The 17,397-nt window shown below is 74.5% G+C and carries 14 protein-coding genes; 5 read left to right on the top strand and 9 right to left on the bottom strand.

The window, feature by feature from the left end:
* Positions 1-16: 16 nt before the first annotated feature.
* The gene (locus AC230_RS04855) at positions 17-721 is read right to left on the bottom strand and encodes an SDR family oxidoreductase (protein WP_049714651.1); all 705 of its coding nucleotides are present in this window, start codon (positions 719-721) and stop codon (positions 17-19) included.
* A gap of 81 nt (positions 722-802) precedes the next feature.
* Between AC230_RS04855 and AC230_RS04850 the strand changes: the two genes are divergently transcribed.
* A complete protein-coding gene (locus AC230_RS04850) occupies positions 803-1,120 on the top strand; it encodes an ArsR/SmtB family transcription factor (RefSeq protein WP_049714650.1) in 318 nt (105 codons plus the stop codon).
* 37 nt (positions 1,121-1,157) lie between these two features.
* On the opposite strand, the gene AC230_RS04845 is transcribed toward AC230_RS04850, so the two are convergent.
* Positions 1,158-2,297 (bottom strand): alpha/beta hydrolase, encoded by a 1,140-nt coding sequence (locus AC230_RS04845; RefSeq protein WP_049714649.1) that lies wholly within the window; start codon positions 2,295-2,297, stop codon positions 1,158-1,160.
* A gap of 182 nt (positions 2,298-2,479) precedes the next feature.
* Between AC230_RS04845 and AC230_RS04840 the strand changes: the two genes are divergently transcribed.
* Together AC230_RS04840 and AC230_RS04835 are read left to right on the top strand one after the other, a co-directional pair.
* Positions 2,480-3,040 (top strand): GNAT family N-acetyltransferase, encoded by a 561-nt coding sequence (locus tag AC230_RS04840; protein WP_049714648.1) that lies wholly within the window; start codon positions 2,480-2,482, stop codon positions 3,038-3,040.
* 259 nt (positions 3,041-3,299) lie between these two features.
* A complete protein-coding gene (locus AC230_RS04835; protein WP_241833071.1) occupies positions 3,300-5,363 on the top strand; it encodes a PIG-L family deacetylase in 2,064 nt (687 codons plus the stop codon).
* A gap of 45 nt (positions 5,364-5,408) precedes the next feature.
* Here the strand turns inward: AC230_RS04835 and AC230_RS04830 are convergent, their stop codons facing one another.
* The 5 genes from AC230_RS04830 to AC230_RS04810 all read right to left on the bottom strand — a co-directional run bounded on the left by AC230_RS04830 (position 5,409) and on the right by AC230_RS04810 (position 14,018).
* Entirely contained in the window at positions 5,409-6,164 is a 756-nt protein-coding gene (locus AC230_RS04830; protein ID WP_049714646.1) for a thioesterase II family protein, read from the bottom strand.
* A 76-nt stretch (positions 6,165-6,240) separates the two neighbouring features.
* The gene (locus AC230_RS04825; protein ID WP_049714645.1) at positions 6,241-7,896 is read right to left on the bottom strand and encodes a GMC oxidoreductase; all 1,656 of its coding nucleotides are present in this window, start codon (positions 7,894-7,896) and stop codon (positions 6,241-6,243) included.
* A gap of 180 nt (positions 7,897-8,076) precedes the next feature.
* Complete coding sequence (locus AC230_RS04820) at positions 8,077-9,477, bottom strand: condensation domain-containing protein (protein ID WP_049714644.1); 1,401 nt, start codon at positions 9,475-9,477, stop codon at positions 8,077-8,079.
* A gap of 353 nt (positions 9,478-9,830) precedes the next feature.
* Positions 9,831-12,659, bottom strand: coding sequence for an nSTAND1 domain-containing NTPase (locus AC230_RS04815; RefSeq protein WP_049714643.1), 2,829 nt, complete (start codon positions 12,657-12,659; stop codon positions 9,831-9,833).
* Between the two features lie 282 nt (positions 12,660-12,941).
* Positions 12,942-14,018, bottom strand: a complete 1,077-nt coding sequence (locus tag AC230_RS04810) for an NADH:flavin oxidoreductase/NADH oxidase (RefSeq protein ID WP_049714642.1) — start codon at positions 14,016-14,018, stop codon at positions 12,942-12,944.
* Positions 14,019-14,121: 103 nt separating this feature from the next.
* On the opposite strand from AC230_RS04810, the gene AC230_RS04805 reads away from it, so the two are divergent.
* Positions 14,122-14,502: an ArsR/SmtB family transcription factor gene (locus AC230_RS04805; protein WP_049714641.1), complete on the top strand. Its 381-nt coding sequence runs from the start codon at positions 14,122-14,124 to the stop codon at positions 14,500-14,502.
* A 24-nt stretch (positions 14,503-14,526) separates the two neighbouring features.
* On the opposite strand, the gene AC230_RS04800 is transcribed toward AC230_RS04805, so the two are convergent.
* Positions 14,527-15,741, bottom strand: a complete 1,215-nt coding sequence (locus AC230_RS04800; protein ID WP_049714640.1) for an acyl-CoA dehydrogenase family protein — start codon at positions 15,739-15,741, stop codon at positions 14,527-14,529.
* 174 nt (positions 15,742-15,915) lie between these two features.
* On the opposite strand from AC230_RS04800, the gene AC230_RS04795 reads away from it, so the two are divergent.
* The gene (locus tag AC230_RS04795; RefSeq protein ID WP_049714639.1) at positions 15,916-16,605 is read left to right on the top strand and encodes a TetR/AcrR family transcriptional regulator; all 690 of its coding nucleotides are present in this window, start codon (positions 15,916-15,918) and stop codon (positions 16,603-16,605) included.
* A 56-nt stretch (positions 16,606-16,661) separates the two neighbouring features.
* On the opposite strand, the gene def is transcribed toward AC230_RS04795, so the two are convergent.
* Positions 16,662-17,249 (bottom strand): peptide deformylase, encoded by a 588-nt coding sequence (gene def, locus AC230_RS04790; protein WP_049714638.1) that lies wholly within the window; start codon positions 17,247-17,249, stop codon positions 16,662-16,664.
* Positions 17,250-17,397 lie beyond the last annotated feature (148 nt).

Raw genomic sequence — 17,397 nt, 5'->3', positions numbered from 1 at the left:
GTCTGCGGCGGGCCGTTCAGAGCGAGCGGCCGGCGCCCCCGTCGATGCGGATGCTCTCCCCGTTGATGTACGCGGCCGCGTCCGAGACGAGGAACGCCGCGAGCCTGCCGACCTCCTCGACGGTGGCGTACCGCCCGGCGGGGATGCGGGCGAGGAAGTCCGGGTCCTCGGGCCAGCTGTCGACGTAGCCGGGCAGGATGCTGTTCATGCGGAGGCCGGAGGCGGCGTACCGGTCGGCGTAGAGCTTGGTGAACGAGCTCAGCGCGGCGCGCAGCGCGGAGTTGACCGGGATCATGCCCAGGGGTTCGAAGGCCGTGTACGAGGAGAGGTTGACGATCGCGCCGCGGCCGGCCCGTTCCATGTGCGGGGTGACCAGGCGGGCCATGCGGACCACGCTCAGCAGCAGCATGTCGAGCCCGTCGTGCCACTCCTGGTCGGTGACCTCCAGCAGGGGGCGGTTGCGGGCGTGGCCCGCGCCGTTGACGAGCGCGTCGATCCGCCCGTGGCGCTCCAGCGCCGTGTCGACGAACCGGGCGAGGTCGGCGGGATCGGTGAGCGAGCCGGTGACGGCGGTGCCGCCGAGGTCGCGGGCGAGGGCGTGGACGGCGTCGTCGACGTCCAGCAGGACGAGCCGGTGCCCGGCGGCGGCCAGTTCGGTGGCCATGCCCCGGCCTATGCCGGAGGCGGCGGCGGTGACGAGGGCGACGGGCGGTGCGTTCATGAGGTGGTCCCGGGGTCGGATACGAAGGTATGAGAGACATCATACCTTCGTATGCGGGGGTCCCGCTCGTACGATCGATCCGTGAGCTCCTTCCACCCCGACCGCGACCAGCTGCTCGTCGAGCACGTCCTGGCGGCGCTGGGCAATCCCGTCCGCCTGTCCATCGTGCGCGAGCTGGCCTCCTCCCCCGGTGAACGCACCTGCGGCAGCCTGCCCCTGGAGGTGACCAAGGCCACGGCGACCCACCACTGGCGGGTGCTGCGCGAGGCCGGCATCACCCGGGAGTCCCGGGCGGGCCGGGCCAAGGCCGTCTCCCTGCGCCGGGCCGACCTCGACCAGCGCTTCCCCGGCCTGCTCGACGCGGTCCTCGCCGCCACTCCCCCGGCCCGCGAGCCGTGACGGCGGGCCGGCCCCGCCGGGGCGGGCGCCCTCCCGCTCACCGCACCCCGGCGTAGGCCCCCAGCGCGATACGCGCGAAGTTGCGCAGCGACGCCGTGCCGGGTGCGAAGTAGCCGGTGTGGCCGTGGGCGCCGTCCGAGGCGACCGGGCGGGCGCCGAAGGACGCCGAGGTCGGGTCCGCGCCGTGGCCCAGGCCGAAGAGCTCCACGTTGGGCACGTTGCCGATCCAGTCGGCGTCGTTGCGGCGGACCGCCCAGACCCGGGCGCGGGTCTCCAGCTCGGCGGCGGAGTCCGCGTGGACGCCGGGGCTGCCGAGGACGACGAGGTCGCGGGCGGGCAGGTCGTGGGCGGCCAGGCCGCAGACGACCGAGCCGTAGCTGTGGCAGAAGACGGCGGGCGCGGCGGCGCCGGAGGCGGCGAGCCCGGCGAGGAAGCGTTCGAGGCGGGGCGCGCCCGCCTTCGCCAGCCGGCCGGTGGCCGCGTCGAGGCCGATGCCGACGGGGGTGGTGTAGCCGGCCCAGGCGACGACGGCGACGGGGGTGCGGGGGTCCTGGCGGCGCATCTCGGCGCGGAGCGACTTCGCCATGCCGGCCGGGGTGCCGTACGGGTCGTGGGCGCGGTCGAAGGAGGAGAGGTCGATGTCGGAGCCGGGGACGACGACGGCGGTGCGCCGCGCGGCGGCGAGGTCGCCGTACACCTCGGCGAGCTGCCCGCGGCCGCGCGGGTCGAAGGCGAGGATCTGCCGCCCGGGGGCGAGCAGCTCGCCGTAGCGGCCGGCGAGGTCGCGGGCCTGCTCGCGCTCGTACGAGGGCAGGGAGGCGTCCGCGGCCCGGGCGAGCTGCGCGGTGCGCTCGGCGGCGAGCGCGCGCCGGTTGGCCGCGTAGCGCAGGGCCGGGGGGACGCCGTCCAGGTTGCCGACGACGAGCGGGTGACGCTCGGTCAGCCGCTGCCGGGCGTCCTCGGGGAGGGCCGCGAAGAAGCGCGCGACCTCGGCGGGGGTGGCGGTGGCCGGGTCGGGCAGGACGCGGTGCAGGGAGTGGTCCGCACGCCAGGCGGCGGTGCCGGCCGGCGGCCCGGTGACGGCGGTCTGCTGGTGGGCGGTGGCCCATCCCGCCGTACCCGTGACCACGGTCGTCGTGAGCGCGACGGCGGCCAGCGTGCGCTTGAAGCGGCGCATTGGTTCTCTCTCCCTCGTCCTGGTGCGGTGACCGCCCGTGGCGGTGACGAGGGGGAAGGTAGGGAGACGGTGATCGCCGGGACGTCACACCGTGGTGCCGAACGGCGGGTCATACCGGGGTAGGGGGTGGTCCGGCCGGACGCGTGTTCGCCGGCGGCGGCGGGCGGCCCTACGCTACGAGGATGATCATCGAGCCCCGTACCGTCGCCCCCGGTGTCGCCCTGCGCCCCGTGACCCTCGCCGACGCGGCCGCCCTGGCCGCGGCGTACGAGGCCAACCACGAGCACCTGCGCCCCTGGGAGCCCCGGGGCCGCGACCACTTCCGCACGCCGGAGGGGCAGGCCGCCCGCCTGGCCGAGCTGCTCGAACTCCGCGACGCGGGGCGCGTGATGCCGTGGGTGCTGGACGCCGGGGACGCGGGCATCGTCGGCGTCGTCAACCTCAACAACGTGGTGCGGGGCGCCTTCCGCAGCGCGCAGCTCGGCTACTGGGTGGCCGCCGGGTGGAGCGGGCGGGGGCTGGGCACCGCCGCGGTCGGGGCCGCGTGCGCGCTGGCCGGCGAGCAACTGGGGCTGCACCGCGTGGAGGCGGGGACCGTCACGTCCAACTCCGCCTCCCAGCGCGTCCTCGAAAAGTGCGGGTTCGAGCGGATCGGCACCGCGCCCCGCTATCTGCACATCGACGGCGCCTGGCGGGACCACTACCTCTTTCAGAGGATTCTCAACGACCGCGATCCACGCTGACCTCACGACCTCGCAGGCGCCCCACGGGCATCGTCGCACCTCGCGTTGCGCGATCGCATCGGAATCTCCGTCTCGCCGAAGCACGGCTGTTACATGACAGAGGGAAAACCGCGCGTCGCGAGTCGTAAGATCTTACGGTCAACTAAGGGGGGTTGAATCGGCTTTGTCCACCATGTCCGCGTTTGCTCTACCGCGCTTCGGGCGCGGGAGATGGGAGACCCCTGTGCCGGGGCGAATATCACAGGTTCCACGCCGTCGGGTGCTCCAGGTCGCGTGCGCGGGCCTGGTCGCGGGGACCGGCACGGTCGGCGCCTGGCAGTGGCTGGCGCCCGGGGCGGCTCACGGAGGGTCCGCCCAGGAGTTTCCGGCGCGGCCCGCGAAAGCGGTCACGGACCAGTCGTTCGTGCACGTCATCGCGCACCCGGACGACTCCCTCTACTTCATGAACCCGGAGCTGGAGCAGTCCGTCCGCAGCGGCGCCCCGACCATCACCGTCTGCCTGACGGGCGGCGAGTCGGACGGCCGCAACGCGCTCGCCAACACCCCCGGCTATCCCCGACTCCCCGAGCGGCGGCCGGAGTTCGTCCGCGCCCGCATCAACGGCCTGCGCGAGGCGACGGCCCAGATGGCCACGGGCGACTGGCTGAGCCCGTGGAAGGTGGAGACGCTGACCCTGCTGCCGGGCTTCCAGGTCGAGCTGCAGACCCTGAAGGCCGCCCCGCAGGTCCAGTTGATCTTCATGGAGCTGGTGGAGGCGCGCTTCATCCGCGTCCCGCGCAAGGAGAGCCTGCGCGGACTGTGGCTGGGCGTCACGCCGAAGCTGACCACGCTCGTGCCGGCGCACAGCCCGGTCAAGCGCACCTACCTCTACAGCCGTCAGCAGGTGATCGACTCCCTGGTCGCCGTCTTCGAGCGCTACCGGCCCACGGTCGTCCGCACCCTGGACCCCAACCCGACGCACCGGGCGGTCCAGCAGCAGTTCCCGGGCGTGGCACCCGAATTGGCCGGTATATCCCACTACGACCACCAGGACCACACCACCTCCGCCTACTTCGCACAGGCCGCGCTCGCCGAGTACTGGGGCCGCAAGCACGCCCGCCCCACGGCCGTCGACAGCTACATCGGCTACGAGGTCTCCCTCCTGCCCTCCAACCTCGACGCGGCGACCACCCGGCACAAGGTGAAGATCCTCGACACCTACGGCTGGGCCGACGGCAAGGACTGCGGCGACCCGGCCGGCTGCGGCGACCGCAAGGTCGGCAAGCGCTCCAAGGACGTCCGCTGGTCCAACAACTGCCGCACCCGCGCGCCCGGCACCCAGCGCTGGGTGCAGCCGCTGCCGGACGGACGGCTCGCGGCCTTCTCCCTCCTCGACGGCGCGGCGCACTGCTGGACGGAGACCCGGCCCGGCACCGGCGGCTGGTCCCGGCCGGTCCGCGTGGGCGGCTCGATGCTGGAGGGCCAGGTGCAGGTGCTGCGCCACTCCGACGGGACGCTCCAGCTCTTCTCCGTCCGCACCCAGCTGCCGGGGCGGGGCCGCGACCACCGCCGGGACGTCGTCACCGCCCGCCAGAACGGCCGTACGCCGCGCGGCGGCACGCCCTCCTTCGGCGACTGGGAGTCCCTCGGCTCGCCCGAGGCCGACCCCGAGCGCTCGATGGAGGTCGGCCAGCCGCTGGCCGTCGCCGACAAGGACGGCAAGGTCTACGTCTTCGTCCGCGACTGGGCGGGCAACGTGCTGTTCCGCACCGGCGAGCGGGGCCGGGACTGGACCGACTGGGAGCGCCTGCCGGTCGAGGACGAGCCGGTGAGCGTGCTGGACGGCATGGACGCCGTCCTGGACGACAAGGGCCGTCTCCACGTCGTCGCCGCCGACACCAAGACCGTCCACCACTGGGTCTCCGAGTCCGACGGCGAGCCTCCGCAGCCGGCCGGCTCCACCCGCCTGCCCACCGCGAGCGGCCCCCTGTCGCTGGCCCCCCTCTCCGGGGGCGGCGTCCGGCTCGCCATGCGCCAGCCCGGCACGGCCCGGGTGATCGTCGCGGACCGCCCGGAGAACGGGCGGTGGCGCGTCACCTCCGAGTGCGCCGACATCGGCGGGTACGGGCGGGTGGGCCTGGCCGTCGACGGCCGGACGGTCGTCGTGGCGGCGCGCGACGACGCGGGGCGCGTGCGCGTCTCGAAGGGCTCGGGGCGGCCCGGGCCCTGGCATCCGGGCGGGGTGGCGCACCGGTTCACGCCGGCCGTGGTGAAGGACGCGCGGGGGCACGTGGTGACGGTGGCGCTGGGCATGGACGGTTCCCCGCGGACCGTCCGCGCGTAGGGTTCCTCTCCCGGAGGGCGTGCCCCCTCCGGGAGGGGCCGCGCGTCAGCGCAACCGCCCCGCCACCGCCTCGACCACCGCCCCCTGGTGCTGCGTCAGGTAGAAGTGCCCGCCGGTGAACACCTTCAGCTCGAAGGAGGCTTCGGTGTGGCCCGCCCAGGCGGCCACGTCCTCCACGCCCACCTTGGGATCCGCGTCCCCCGTGAGCCCGACGACCGGGCACCGGAGCGCGGCCCCGGGCTCGTAGCGGTACGTCTCCGCCGCCCGGTAGTCGGCGCGGATCGCCGGCAGCACCATGCGCAGGATCTCCTCGTCCCCCAGGAGCTGCGCGTCCGTGCCGGCCAGCCGCTGCATCTCCCGTACGAGACCGTCGTCGTCCTGCTCGTGGACGTTCTCCGAGCGCGCCACCGACGGCGCCCGGCGGGCGGAGGCGAAGAGGGCGGCGAGGACGACGCCCTTCTCGCGCTCCAGGCGGCGGGCCACCTCGAAGGCCAGCGTGGCGCCCATGCTGTGACCGAAGAACGCGAGCGGGCGGTCCGTCCAGGGCAGCAGGGCGGCGTACACGCGGTCGGCGAGCTCGGGGATGGTGTCGATCAGCGGCTCGCCGCGGCGGTCCTGGCGTCCGGGGTACTGGACGCACAGGACGTCGACGCCGTCGGGCATCGCCTTCGCCATGGGGAAGAAGAAGCTGGCCGAGCCGCCCGCGTGGGGCAGGCAGACCAGCCGGACGCCGGCGTCCGGCCGCGGCTGGAACCGGCGTATCCACAGGCTGTTGTCGTCGGTACCACGGTTGTCGTTCACGAGCGGTGCTTCCTTCCCGGGGCGGCGTCACGGCGTTCGGCGACGCGTGATCAGCACTGCCCGGCGGAAACGCGCCTCACGCGTGAGACCGGTCACGGCGGGCGGCGGGCAGGACGTCCTGCCGCAGGACGCGCTCGACGTTGCGCTCGGCGAGCGCGGTGATCGTGACGAACGGATTGACGCCGAGCGACCCGGGGATCAACGCGCCGTCGGTGACGTAGAGATGGCGGTACCCCTTCACCCGGCCGTAGTCGTCCGTGGCCCGGCCCAGCACGCAGCCCCCGAGCGGATGGTAGGTGAAGTCGTCGGCGAACGCCCGGGGCCGGGGCCCGAAGAGGTCGTAGCGGTAGTCCGTCCCGTTGGCCCGGTTCATCCGGTCGAAGAACGCCCGCGCCGAGCGGACCGCGGGCTTGCTCTGCCCGTGCTCCCAGCGCAGCCCCATCCGGCCGGTGCGGCGGTCGTAAGTGAACGTCCCGCGCTCGGGGTTGCGGGTGATCGCCAGGTAGAGGCTGATCCAGGTCTCGATGCCCGCGGGCACGGGGGTGATCTCCGCGAAGACGGGGTGCCGCGGGTCGTCCCAGGCGTCGATGCCGAGGACGGGGACGGTCGACTGGTGGCAGCCGGTGGGGTGCAGCGGCAGGTTGGCGCGGGCGGTCATCACATTGCCGTTGGGCCCCCAGCCCTCGCCGATCTCCCGGCCGAGCCGGGGCAGGGTGCCCGTCTCCCGGGCCCGCAGCAGCAGTTCGGTGGTGCCGAGGCTGCCGCCGCCGAGGAAGAGGTGGCGGCAGGCGATCTCCCGGGTGCCGAGCCGCCGGCCGGAGGCGTCCGACCGCTCGACGGTCACCACGTAGCCGTCCGCGTGCGGACGGATGGCCACCGCCCGGTGCAGGGCGGCGACGGTGACGCGGCCGGTGCCGAGCGCGGCGGCGAGGTAGGTCTTGTCCAGGGACATCCGGCCGTGGTTGTTGCCGTAGATCAACTCGGTGGCCAGCGCGGACTTCGGCGCCTTCCCGGCCGCCTCGCGGCGCATGTGGCCGAAGTCGTAGACGTTGTCGAGGAAGACGGTGCCGTGCCCGGCCCGCCCCGCCTGCTCGCGCGCGACCCGGGAGTAGCGGTACCACTCCGTCCCCTCGAACCACGCCCGGTCCACGCCGTTGACGCGGAGCCCGGCCCGGGCGCGCGGGAAGTACCGCCCGTACATCTCCCGGACGTCCACCCGCGGCAGCACCTCGCGGAGGTACGAGCGCCGGGGGACGACGGCCATCCCGCCGTTGACCAGGGAGCCCCCGCCGACGCCGCGGCCCGCGTACACGGACATCGCGCCGAAGTCGACGCGGTCCAGGACACCGGCGTACGGCTCGACCGGCCGGTCGACCACGTCGAGCCAGAGGAACGACGCCATCGGCGCGGCCGTGCGCCGGCGGAACCAGGTGGACCGCCGGTCGGGGGCGAGCATCCCGCAGAACACCTTGCCGTCCGGCCCCGGACGCGTCCACAGCTGCCCCATCTCCAGCATCAGCGTGCGGACTCCGGCCTCGGCGAGGCGTAACGCGGTGACGGCGGCGCCGTAGCCGGTGCCGACGACGAGCGCGGGGACGTACGCGCCGTCCCGCACCTGCTCCGCGGCGTGCGCCGGCCGCGGTCCGACGACGGTCTCCCCGGCGAGCGCGGCCGCGCCGAGGGCGAGGGCGCCGAGCACCCGGCGGCGGGACGGTCGGGGGTGTGCCGACATGGTCTGTCACCTGACCTCTCCGGGCCCCCTGGGCGGTACGGGTGGGACGGTCTGCGGGGCCCGGCGGTCATGGAAACAGAAGTGACGGGCGGGAAGGGCGAGTTCACCCTCCACTGCCCCCCGATTCCCCCCTATCGCTTGACACCCCTCAAGGCATTGCGATATGCACCGCGCCGCGCGTCAGAACGTCCCGCGATGCGCCATGTTCTCCATGGTCCGCACCAGGGTGCGGCCGAGCGCGGCCTTGGTGCGGCGGGCCGCGGGGGTGTCCGCGTAGATCGAGTTCATGTAGAGCCCGGTGTCGTTGCGGTGGAACCAGAAGCAGATGCCGTTCGTCCGCGACGACCAGATGTGCTTGCGCGCCCGCCACTCGGTGTGGTGCCGCGCCCCCGGCACCTTCCGGAAGTCGAGGTAGGAGAAGAAGTTCACCGCGAACGGCCAGGTGCGCAGCGAGAAGTGCTCCGGCGCCAGCAGGCTCCACGCCTTGACGAACGGCACGTCGACGTGGCGCCACATCTCGTCGAGCGCGGCCGAGACGCCGGCCATCGTCCCGTCGAGCCCCTGCCCCTCGGCGACGGAGAACTCGACGGGCAGCGTGTTGATGAACCACCCCATGGTGTGCGCGTAGGCGCCGCGGCCGCGCTCGTTGACGGGCATCAGCCCGCGGTAGACGTCCGGCCCGCCCTCCTTCCGCAACGACACCCCCACGGCGGCCAGCAGCCCCATGAACAGCCTGCCCTCCGCCTTGCGGCAGCGGGCCTCCAGCGCCTCGGTCCCGTCCGCGGACAGCAGCGGGTCCAGCTCGTTGACCGTCGGGTACAGCCGGCCGGGCTCCAGCCCGAGGTCCAGGGGGAACGGCGGGAAGAAGTCGCCGTTGCGCGCCATGAACCCCTTCCAGTGGTCGAGACGGCCGTCGTCCGCGTCCATCTCCCGGTAACGGCGCCGCTGTTCGCGGCTGTAGCCGAGGTAGCTGCCCACCTCCGGCAGGTCGGGCCGCCGGCCGCCGGCCAGCGCGGCGTAGACGGTGGCGATGTCGTGGACGGCGATCGGCGTCGACAGGCCGTCGGAGACGAGGTGGTCGCAGCCGAAGAACACGGTCGTGGACTCCTCCCGGACCACCGCGCCCATGCCGATCAACGGCCAGGAGAGGGTGTCGATCCCGCGGAAGAACTCGTGCAGGTACGACCGGACGCGCGCCGGGCTGTCGAGGTGCCCCACCTCGGCGATCCGCAGCGTCACCGCCTCCGGCTCCAGCGGCCCGCACGCCACGTCCCCCGCGAGCTCCCCGAACGTGCACCGCAGCACCTCGTGCCGCCGCACGACGTGCAACAGCGCGGATTCCAGGGCCCGGAGGTCCACCCGCCCGCTGATCTCGAACGTCCCCGCCACGTACGACGAGAACGCGTCCTCCGTGTCCCGCGCGTCCCGGGCGACACTGAAGTGCCGCACCTGGTTGTACGAGGTGGCCCCGCGCGGCGGCGGCACCTGCCCCGCCACCGCGCCCGCCGCCGTCGGGACGAGGTCCCACACGACCACCCGCCCCGGGGCGATCTCCGTTTCCTCGATCGGTACTTGGAACACCTTGGCCTTTCCTCCTGTCCGCCGGCGGCTCGTGCGCTCTTCGGAGCAACGAGCTGTTGCGGCGGGGGAAACGGATCAACCCGCCGGGGGTGCGCGGGAGTCGGCGAGATGCGCCCCGAGCAGGGGCCGGAGGCCGACGGCAGCCGGTGCGAAGATCCAAGCCGCGGTCCGGGCTTGGGGCCAGGGTGCGGTCAGGGGGCACGGGCCGGGGGCGGAGTCCCGGGTGGCGCGCGGTGCGGGGCGGGCACCCGCTGGTGGGTGGCGAGCGGTTCGGGGAGAGGGGCGGAGCCCCTGGGAAACGGGGAAAGGGCGGGGTGGGGGCAGCGCATCGCGTGCCCACTGGGCGCGCCCCCCTATCCGCAATGGAGGCCCGACTGGAGGCGAACAACCGGCGCGCAGTACCCGGCCGCGACCGCCCCCGCGTCCAGCTCCCACAACCTCCGCTCCCCGGAGGCGTACACCGCCGCGAGACCCCCGTCCCGCGTGAAGCCCAGCCCCTGCACCCGCGGCGGGGACCGCCTCCGCGCCGGCCCCCCGGCCAGCGTGAGCAGCCGCCGTCGGCCGGGCACGTCCCAGAGTTCGACGACGCCGTCGGCCCGGGCAGCGGCCAGCCTCGCGCCGTCGGCGGAGAAGGCGAGCCGGGTGAAGCCGCGGGGCGAGTCCCCGGGGGACAGGTCCGTCACCCGGTCCGCGACGGTGTCCCAGACCCGGACGGAGGGCGTGACGAAGTCGCTGATGGCCAGCGCGCGCCCGTCCGGCGAGAAGGCCATCGCCGCCCATGAGGAATGGGCGCCGCCCGCCAGGACCCCGGCCCGCCGGCGCCGCGCGAGATCCCAGAGGGCGACGCCATGCCCGAGCCCGGCCACGGCGAGCGTGCGGCCGTCGGGCGAGAACAGCGCCGCGTGCGAGCCGTGGGGCCCGTGGAGGACCGCGGTCTCGCGGCCCGAGCGTACGTCGCGGACGTGGGCGGCGAGCCCGTCCACCGTGACGAGCGTCCGGCCGTCGGGCGACAGCGCCATCGGCCCGACCGAGGCGACCCGGGGCAGGGAGGCGAGGAGGCGCCGGGTGACCGCGTCCCGGACCTCCACGGTGGCGATCCTCCGCACGGCCACGGTCCGGCCGTCGCCGGAGACGGCCCCGTCCTCCTGGAAGCGGGCACGCAGGTCCTCGTCCGCCGCCAGCACGGCGGGCAGCCGGCTGCCGTGGCCGAACTGCCAGGTCTCGAAGGCCAATGCGCCTCGAACGCGGCTCCTCATCTCGCCGTCGGCGGTGACGAGCACGCTGCGGGCCCGCCCGGTCGGGTACGCGCGGTACGCCTGCACGGCCTGCGCGACCGCCCGCTCCGGATCCCGGTCGAGCACGGCCTCGGCCTGGAGGGCGAACTCGCGCGACGTGACCAGGCGTTGCTGCTTCTGCGACGCCCTGTTCTGCCGGACGGCGAGCCCGCCGGTGACCACGGACAGGACCAGCAGCACCACGAGACCGGCGACCAGCCCGCGCAGCCGCCGCGTCCGGCGCCGTTCGCGCCGCCGCTCGGCCGCCTCCTGCGCCACCGCCCCGTCGAGGAACTCCCCGGCCAACGGCCCGAGCCCGGACCGGCGTACGGGATCGGCGGCCCATTCCCGGGCGACCGCCAGGCGCGTCCCCCGGTAGAGCAGGCCCGGGTCGCGGTCCTCGCGGGCCCACGCCTCGGCGTCCTCCAGGAGCGCCTGGCGGGTGCGCAGCCCGGCGCGGTCCTCCGCGATCCACGCCCGCAGCCGGGGCCAGGCGCGCAGCAGCGCCTCGTGGGCGAGTTCGACGTGCCCGGCGTCCAGTGTCAGCAGCCGTGCGTCGGCGAAGGCGTCGAGGACCGCCCCGGCGGTGTCCGGGTCGCCGGTGCGCTCCAGCAGCTTGGGGCGCTCCATGCGGCGGCCCGTCTCGCCGGTCTCGTCGACGTGGACGAGGTGCAGCAGCAACTGCCGTGCGGCGGACCGCCGCAGGGGCGACAGGCCGGTGTAGGCGCGTTCCGCGGTGGCGGCCACCGCGCCGGAGATCCCGCCGGTGCGCTGGTAACCGGCCACCGTCAGCGTGCCGTTCTCGCGGTGCTGCCAGGTGGCCAGGAGGGCGTGCGAGAGCAGGGGGAGGACGCCGGGGCGCAGCGGCGTCGTGAGGTCACCGGTGGTGTCGGTGGTCATCGCGGCGTCGCGGAGCAGGATTTCGACGAGGCCCGGCTCGACGGCGAGGCCCGCTTCGCGGGCGGGACCGGTGATGGCCTCCCGCACCTGCGCGAGGTTCATGGGCCCGAGCGGGAGGTGCCCGTCCCGGAGGGCGGCGACGAGTTCGGGGTGGGCGAGGCACCGGTCGTAGAAGTCGGCCCGGACGCCGAGCACGACGGGCGCGCCACGGGTGGCCAGGGCGTGCAGGGCCCGGACGAAGGTGCGGCGTTCGCGCGGGTCCGGGCAGAGGGTGAACGTCTCCTCGAACTGGTCGACCACCAGGACCGGCCGCGCGGGGCGGCAGACGGTGTCGGCGAAGCCGTCGAGGCCGTCCGGCCCGGGCGGGTCCGCGGAGCCGGCCGGGGCACCGCAGGCCGGGCGCCCGAGGGTCTCCGCCAGGACGTCCCGGCGTACGGTCGTGGCGGCCGCGATCCGGGTCAGCAGGTGCGCGACGGGGGCCTCCCCGGGTGTCAGGAGGACCACCGGTCCCGTCCCCTCCCCCGGTGGGGCCTCGTGTGTGAGGGCGGCCAGGAGTCCCGCCCCGAGGAGGGAGGACTTTCCCGCGCCGGACGGGCCGACGACCAGGAGCAGTCCGCTGCCCCGGTTCTCGGCGACGCGGCCGACGAGCGCGGCGGTGGCGCGGGCGCGGCCGAAGAACCAGCGGGCGTCGTCCGGCCCGTAGGCCGCCAGTCCCCGGTAGGGGCAGGGCCCTTCGGGCGGCGCGTCCGGCCGGGCGGAGGCGGCGAGCGCCCGTTCCAGCAGGCCGCCGGTCCCCAGTGCCCGGTCGCAGGCGCGGGCGAGGGCGGGGGTCAGCGGTTTGTCGCCGTTCTCCACCTTGCTGAGGTGGCCCTTGCTGTAGAAGGCCGCGCGGGCCAGGGCCGCCAGCGACATGCCGCGTTCCCGGCGGAGCCGCCGCAACTCCGCGGCGGCGTCCCGGGGTTCGGCGGCCGGGCCTCCCCCGCCCCCGGATGCCGGCTGATCGCGCATGCCCGTCAGGCCACCCCTCCCCGATGCAGGGGCCACTTTTCCACCCGGCGCACACCGGCTCAAGGGCGTCGTCCGGCCAGGCCGGAAGGGGTTTCCCGGTTTCCTCCTGGGCCGGGCGACGGAAAACCCCTCGACCCCGGCGGGCACCGGGCGGCAGGCTACTGCTCCCGGCCTGCGGGGGTCCGGCGTCGACCCGTTACGGGGGTACGGGTGGACGCCGGCGCCGGGCCGCGGGCCCGTCCGCCGTCGGCGTCGTCACCATCGTCGTCGGCGGCGGCGAGGTCACACCGAGCGGAGGTACTGCTCCGGCACCCGGACGTCCGCCCCGGCCGCCCGCGCCGCCTGCCGCGCCCACGAGGGGTTGCGGAGCAGTTCGCGGCCGAGCAGCACCGCGTCCGCCTCGCCGTTGGCGAGGATCTTCTCGGCCTGCCCGGCCTCCGTGATGAGGCCGACGGCCGCGACCGGCAGCCCGGTCTCGGCCTTCACCCGCGCCGCGAAGGGCACTTGGTAGCCGGGCTCGGCGGGGATGCGGACCCGGGGGGCGTTGCCGCCGGTCGAGACGTCGAGCAGGTCCACGCCGTGCGCCTTGAGGAGGGCGGAGAAACGTACGGTGTCGTCGGCCGTCCAGCCGGCCTCGTCCAGCCAGTCGGTGGCGGAGATGAAGAACAGCGGCAGTTCCCCGGGCCACACGGCGCGTACCGCGTCGACGACCTCCAGCGCGAAGCGGGTGCGGTTCTCGAAGGAGCCGCCGTACTCGTCGGTGCGGTGGTTGCTGTGCGGCGAGAGGAACTCGCCGATCAAGTAGCCGTGGGCGCCGTGGACCTCGACGACCTCGAAGCCGGCCGCCAGGGCGCGGCGCGCGGCGTCCGCGAACTGACCGGCTGCACGGGCGATCTGTTCCTTCGTCAGCTCGTCGGGGACCGGGTGTCCGTCGTCGAAGGGCAGGGCGCTCGGGGCGACGGGCTGCCAGCCGTGGGCGTCCGCGCCGACCGGGGCGCCGCCCTGCCAGGGGAGGCCGGTCGACGCCTTGCGTCCCGCGTGGGCGATCTGGATGCCCGGCACGGTGCCCTGGGCCTTGAGGAAGCCGGTGATCCGGCGCAGGGACGTGGCCTGGGCGTCGTTCCAGATGCCGAGGTCGTAGGGGCTGATGCGGCCCTCGGGGGACACCGCGGTCGCCTCGAGCAGGATCAGTCCCGTGCCGCCGGTGGCCCGCGCCGCGTAGTGGGCGAAGTGCCAGTCCCGCGCCGCGCCCGCCTCCGGGCCAGCCGGCAGGGCGCTGTACTGGCACATCGGAGCCATCCAGACGCGGTTGGGGACGGTCAGCGACCGCAGGGCATACGGCTCGAACAGGACGCTCACGGGAACTCCCTTTGCGGCGGGCGGCGTTCCGGCCCGTTGACCGGACGTTCGTACGATACTCATCGTAGTACGACATCTGTCAAACTACGACACCCCTCGTACAATGCGCCACAGCCCACCCCGAGGAACCGGAGCCGCCGTGACCAGCCCGCGCGCCGTCACCCACCCCGCCCGCGAGGAGATCCGCCTCGAAGAGGTCCTGCACGCCCTCGCCGACCCGGTACGCCTCCACGTCGTACGCCAGCTCGCCGCGGAGGGAACCGAGATGAACTGTTCCTGTATCGACCTCCCTGTCACCAAGTCGACCAGCACGCACCACTTCCGCGTGCTGCGCGAGAGCGGCGTCATCCGCCAGACCTACCGGGGCACGGCCAAGATGAACGCCCTCCGCCGCGACGCCCTGGAGTCCCTCTTCCCCGGCCTCCTCGACGCCGTCCTCAGCGCCGCCGGCCACCAGGCGGCACGCGACGCCGCGCACCGGTGACCTCCCCGCCCGGGAAGCGACCGCCTAGCGGATCGGCATCCCCGACAACGCCCGTGCTATCACGAGCCGTTGGATCTCGCTCGTGCCCTCGAAGATGGTGTAGATGGCGGCGTCGCGGTGCATGCGCTCGACGGGGTAGTCGCGGGTGTAGCCGTTGCCGCCGAGGATCTGCATGGCCTGGGCGGTGACCTCGCGGGCGGTCTCGCCGGCGAAGAGCTTGGACATGGAGCCCTCGGCGGCGGTGAAGGGCTTGCCGGTCGCGGCCATCCAGGAGGCGCGCCACACGAGCAGGCGGGCGGCGTCGATGCGGGTGCGCATGTCGGCGAGCTGGAAGGCGACGCCCTGGTTGTCGATGATGGGGCGGCCGAACTGGACGCGGGTGCGGGCGTAGTCGAGCGCCGTCTCGTAGGCGGCGCGGGCGATGCCGACGGCCTGGGCGCCGACGGCGGGGCGGGAGGCCTCGAAGGTGGCCATGGCGGCGTTCCCCGAGCCGGTGGCGCCCTCCCGGGCGCGGGCGAGGCGCTCGTCGAGCTTCTCCTTGCCGCCGAGCAGGCAGTGGCCGGGCACCCGGACGCCGTCGAGGACGACCTCGGCGGTGTGCGAGGCGCGGATGCCGTGCTTCCGGAACTTCTGCCCCTGGGAGAGGCCGGGCGTTCCGGGCGGGACGACGAAGGAGGCGTGGCCCCTGGCGCCGAGGCCGGGTTCGACGACGGCGACGACGACGTGGACGTCGGCGATGCCCCCGTTGGTGGCCCACGTCTTGGTGCCGTCGATGACCCACTCGTCCTTGGCCTCGTCGTGGACGGCGCGGGTGCGCATGGCGGAGACGTCGGAGCCGGCGTCGGGCTCGGAGGAGCAGAACGCGGCGAGTCTGACGTCGTGTTCGTCGCCGTACATCTGCGGGATCCAGGTCCCGATCTGCTCCTCGGTGCCGTTGGTGAGGACGCCGACGGCGGCCAGGCCGGTGCCGGTGATGGCCAGGCCCAGCCCGGCGTCGCCCCAGAAGAGCTCCTCGATGGCGACCGGGATGCCGAGCCCGGTGGGGTCGAAGAACTGCTTCGCGTAGAAGTCCAGCGAATACAGGCCGATTTTCGCCGCTTCCCGGACGACCGGCCAGGGGAATTCCTCGCGCTCGTCCCACTCCGCCGCGGCGGGCCGCATGACGTCGGCGGCGAAGCCGTGGATCCAGTCCCGGACGGCCTTCTGTTCGTCGTCGAGCTCCATCGTGAACTCCGCCATGGTTCCCTCCCGGCGCGACTTCCGTGCGGATTACTTGCGGTAACACGAGTCGGGACGAGTCTGTTACCGGCCAGTAGCAGGTGTCAACTCCCTTCGCCCCCGGCCCTCCGGTGCGTACCCCGGGTGTTACGTTGCGCAGGCATTTCGCACAACGAGGGGCGGGGAGGCCCAGTCATGACGACCAGTCAGCGGGAAGACCAGCAGCGCGCGGCGGAACAGCGGCGCAGGGAACTGCTGGAGGCCGCGGACCGGGTGGTGCTCAGGGACGGGCCGCAGGCGTCGATGAACGCCATCGCGGCCGAGGCGGGGATCACCAAGCCGATCCTCTACCGGCACTTCGGCGACAAGGGCGGCCTCTACCGGGCACTCGCCGCCCGCCACACGGAGGCCCTGCTGGAGGGGCTGCGGGCCGCGCTGGATGCGCCGTCCGAGCGGCGCGAGCGCGTGGAGCGGACGCTGGGCACGTACCTGGCCGCGATAGAGGCCCGCCCCCAGGTCTACCGGTTCCTGATGCACCCCGCCGAGGACAACGGCCCGTCGGGAACGGCGGAGGGCACCGCGGAAGGCACCACCGAGGGCACCCCGGAGCGCGGCTTCGACGTGGGACGGCACTCCGCCCCGCTGCTGCGCCGGCTCGGCGAGGAGCTGGCCGTCGTGGTGGCCGAGCGGGTCGACCTGGGCCCGGAGGGCACCGAGCTCGCCCGCTCCTGGGGCCACGGCATCGTCGGCATGATGCACGCCGCGGGCGACTGGTGGCTGCGCGAGCGCCCCTTCCCCCGCGAGCACCTCGTCCGCCACCTCGCGGACCTCCTGTGGGGCCGGCTGGCCACGGCCGGCGACCGGGCGGACGGGCCCGGATTCTAGGGACGCCGCGAGGCGCGCGGGCCCCGCCCGCAGGGAGGCTCCCCGAACGCCCGCGCCTACGGCGCCGTGCGCACCCCCGCCCCCGCCCACGGCGCCCGCCGCGCCGCCCGCAGGACGCGCCCGCGCCGCAGCCCGGTCAACCGGTCGACGAACAGGCCCCCGTCGAGGTGGTCGCACTCGTGCTGGAGACAGCGGGCGAAGAACCCCGTCCCGGCGACCCGCACCGGTGACCCGTCCACGGTGAAGCCCTCGACCACCGCCTCGTCCGCGCGCACGGTCGGCGCCTCCAGGCGCGGCAGCGACAGACAGCCCTCCGGCCCCCGCACCTCGCCGCCCCCGCACTCCACCAGCCGGGGATTGACGACGTGCCCCAGGTGCCGGACGTCCTCGTCGTCGGGGCAGTCGTAGACGAAGACCCGCAGCGGGACGCCGATCTGGTTGGCGGCCAGGCCCACGCCGTCGAAGGCGTACATCGTGGCGAACATCGACTCGACCAGCCCGGCCAGGTCGGTGCATCCTCCGTCAAGTTCCACGGGCGCGGAGAAATCCGCGACCTCGGCGCACGGCGCCGCCAGGACGGGGTCGCCGAGCAGCCGCACGGGCCGCACGCGTCCAGAACTTCCGGGAATGACACCTCTGCGCATGTGCCCAGCGTACGGGCCCCGCGACGACGGGTTTCGGGCCCACGGGCGGATCTCGATAGGCTGATCCCCGACCGTGGCCTCCTGGCCGGCGACTCGGCACGGAGGGGGCGTTCCACCGGCGGACCAGGAAGAGGCGACGGCGCCGGAA

Origin of the sequence: Streptomyces caatingaensis (assembly GCF_001187435.1) — a bacterium.
Taxonomy (GTDB): domain Bacteria; phylum Actinomycetota; class Actinomycetes; order Streptomycetales; family Streptomycetaceae; genus Streptomyces; species Streptomyces caatingaensis.
This window is presented reverse-complemented; position numbering and strand designations above follow the sequence as displayed.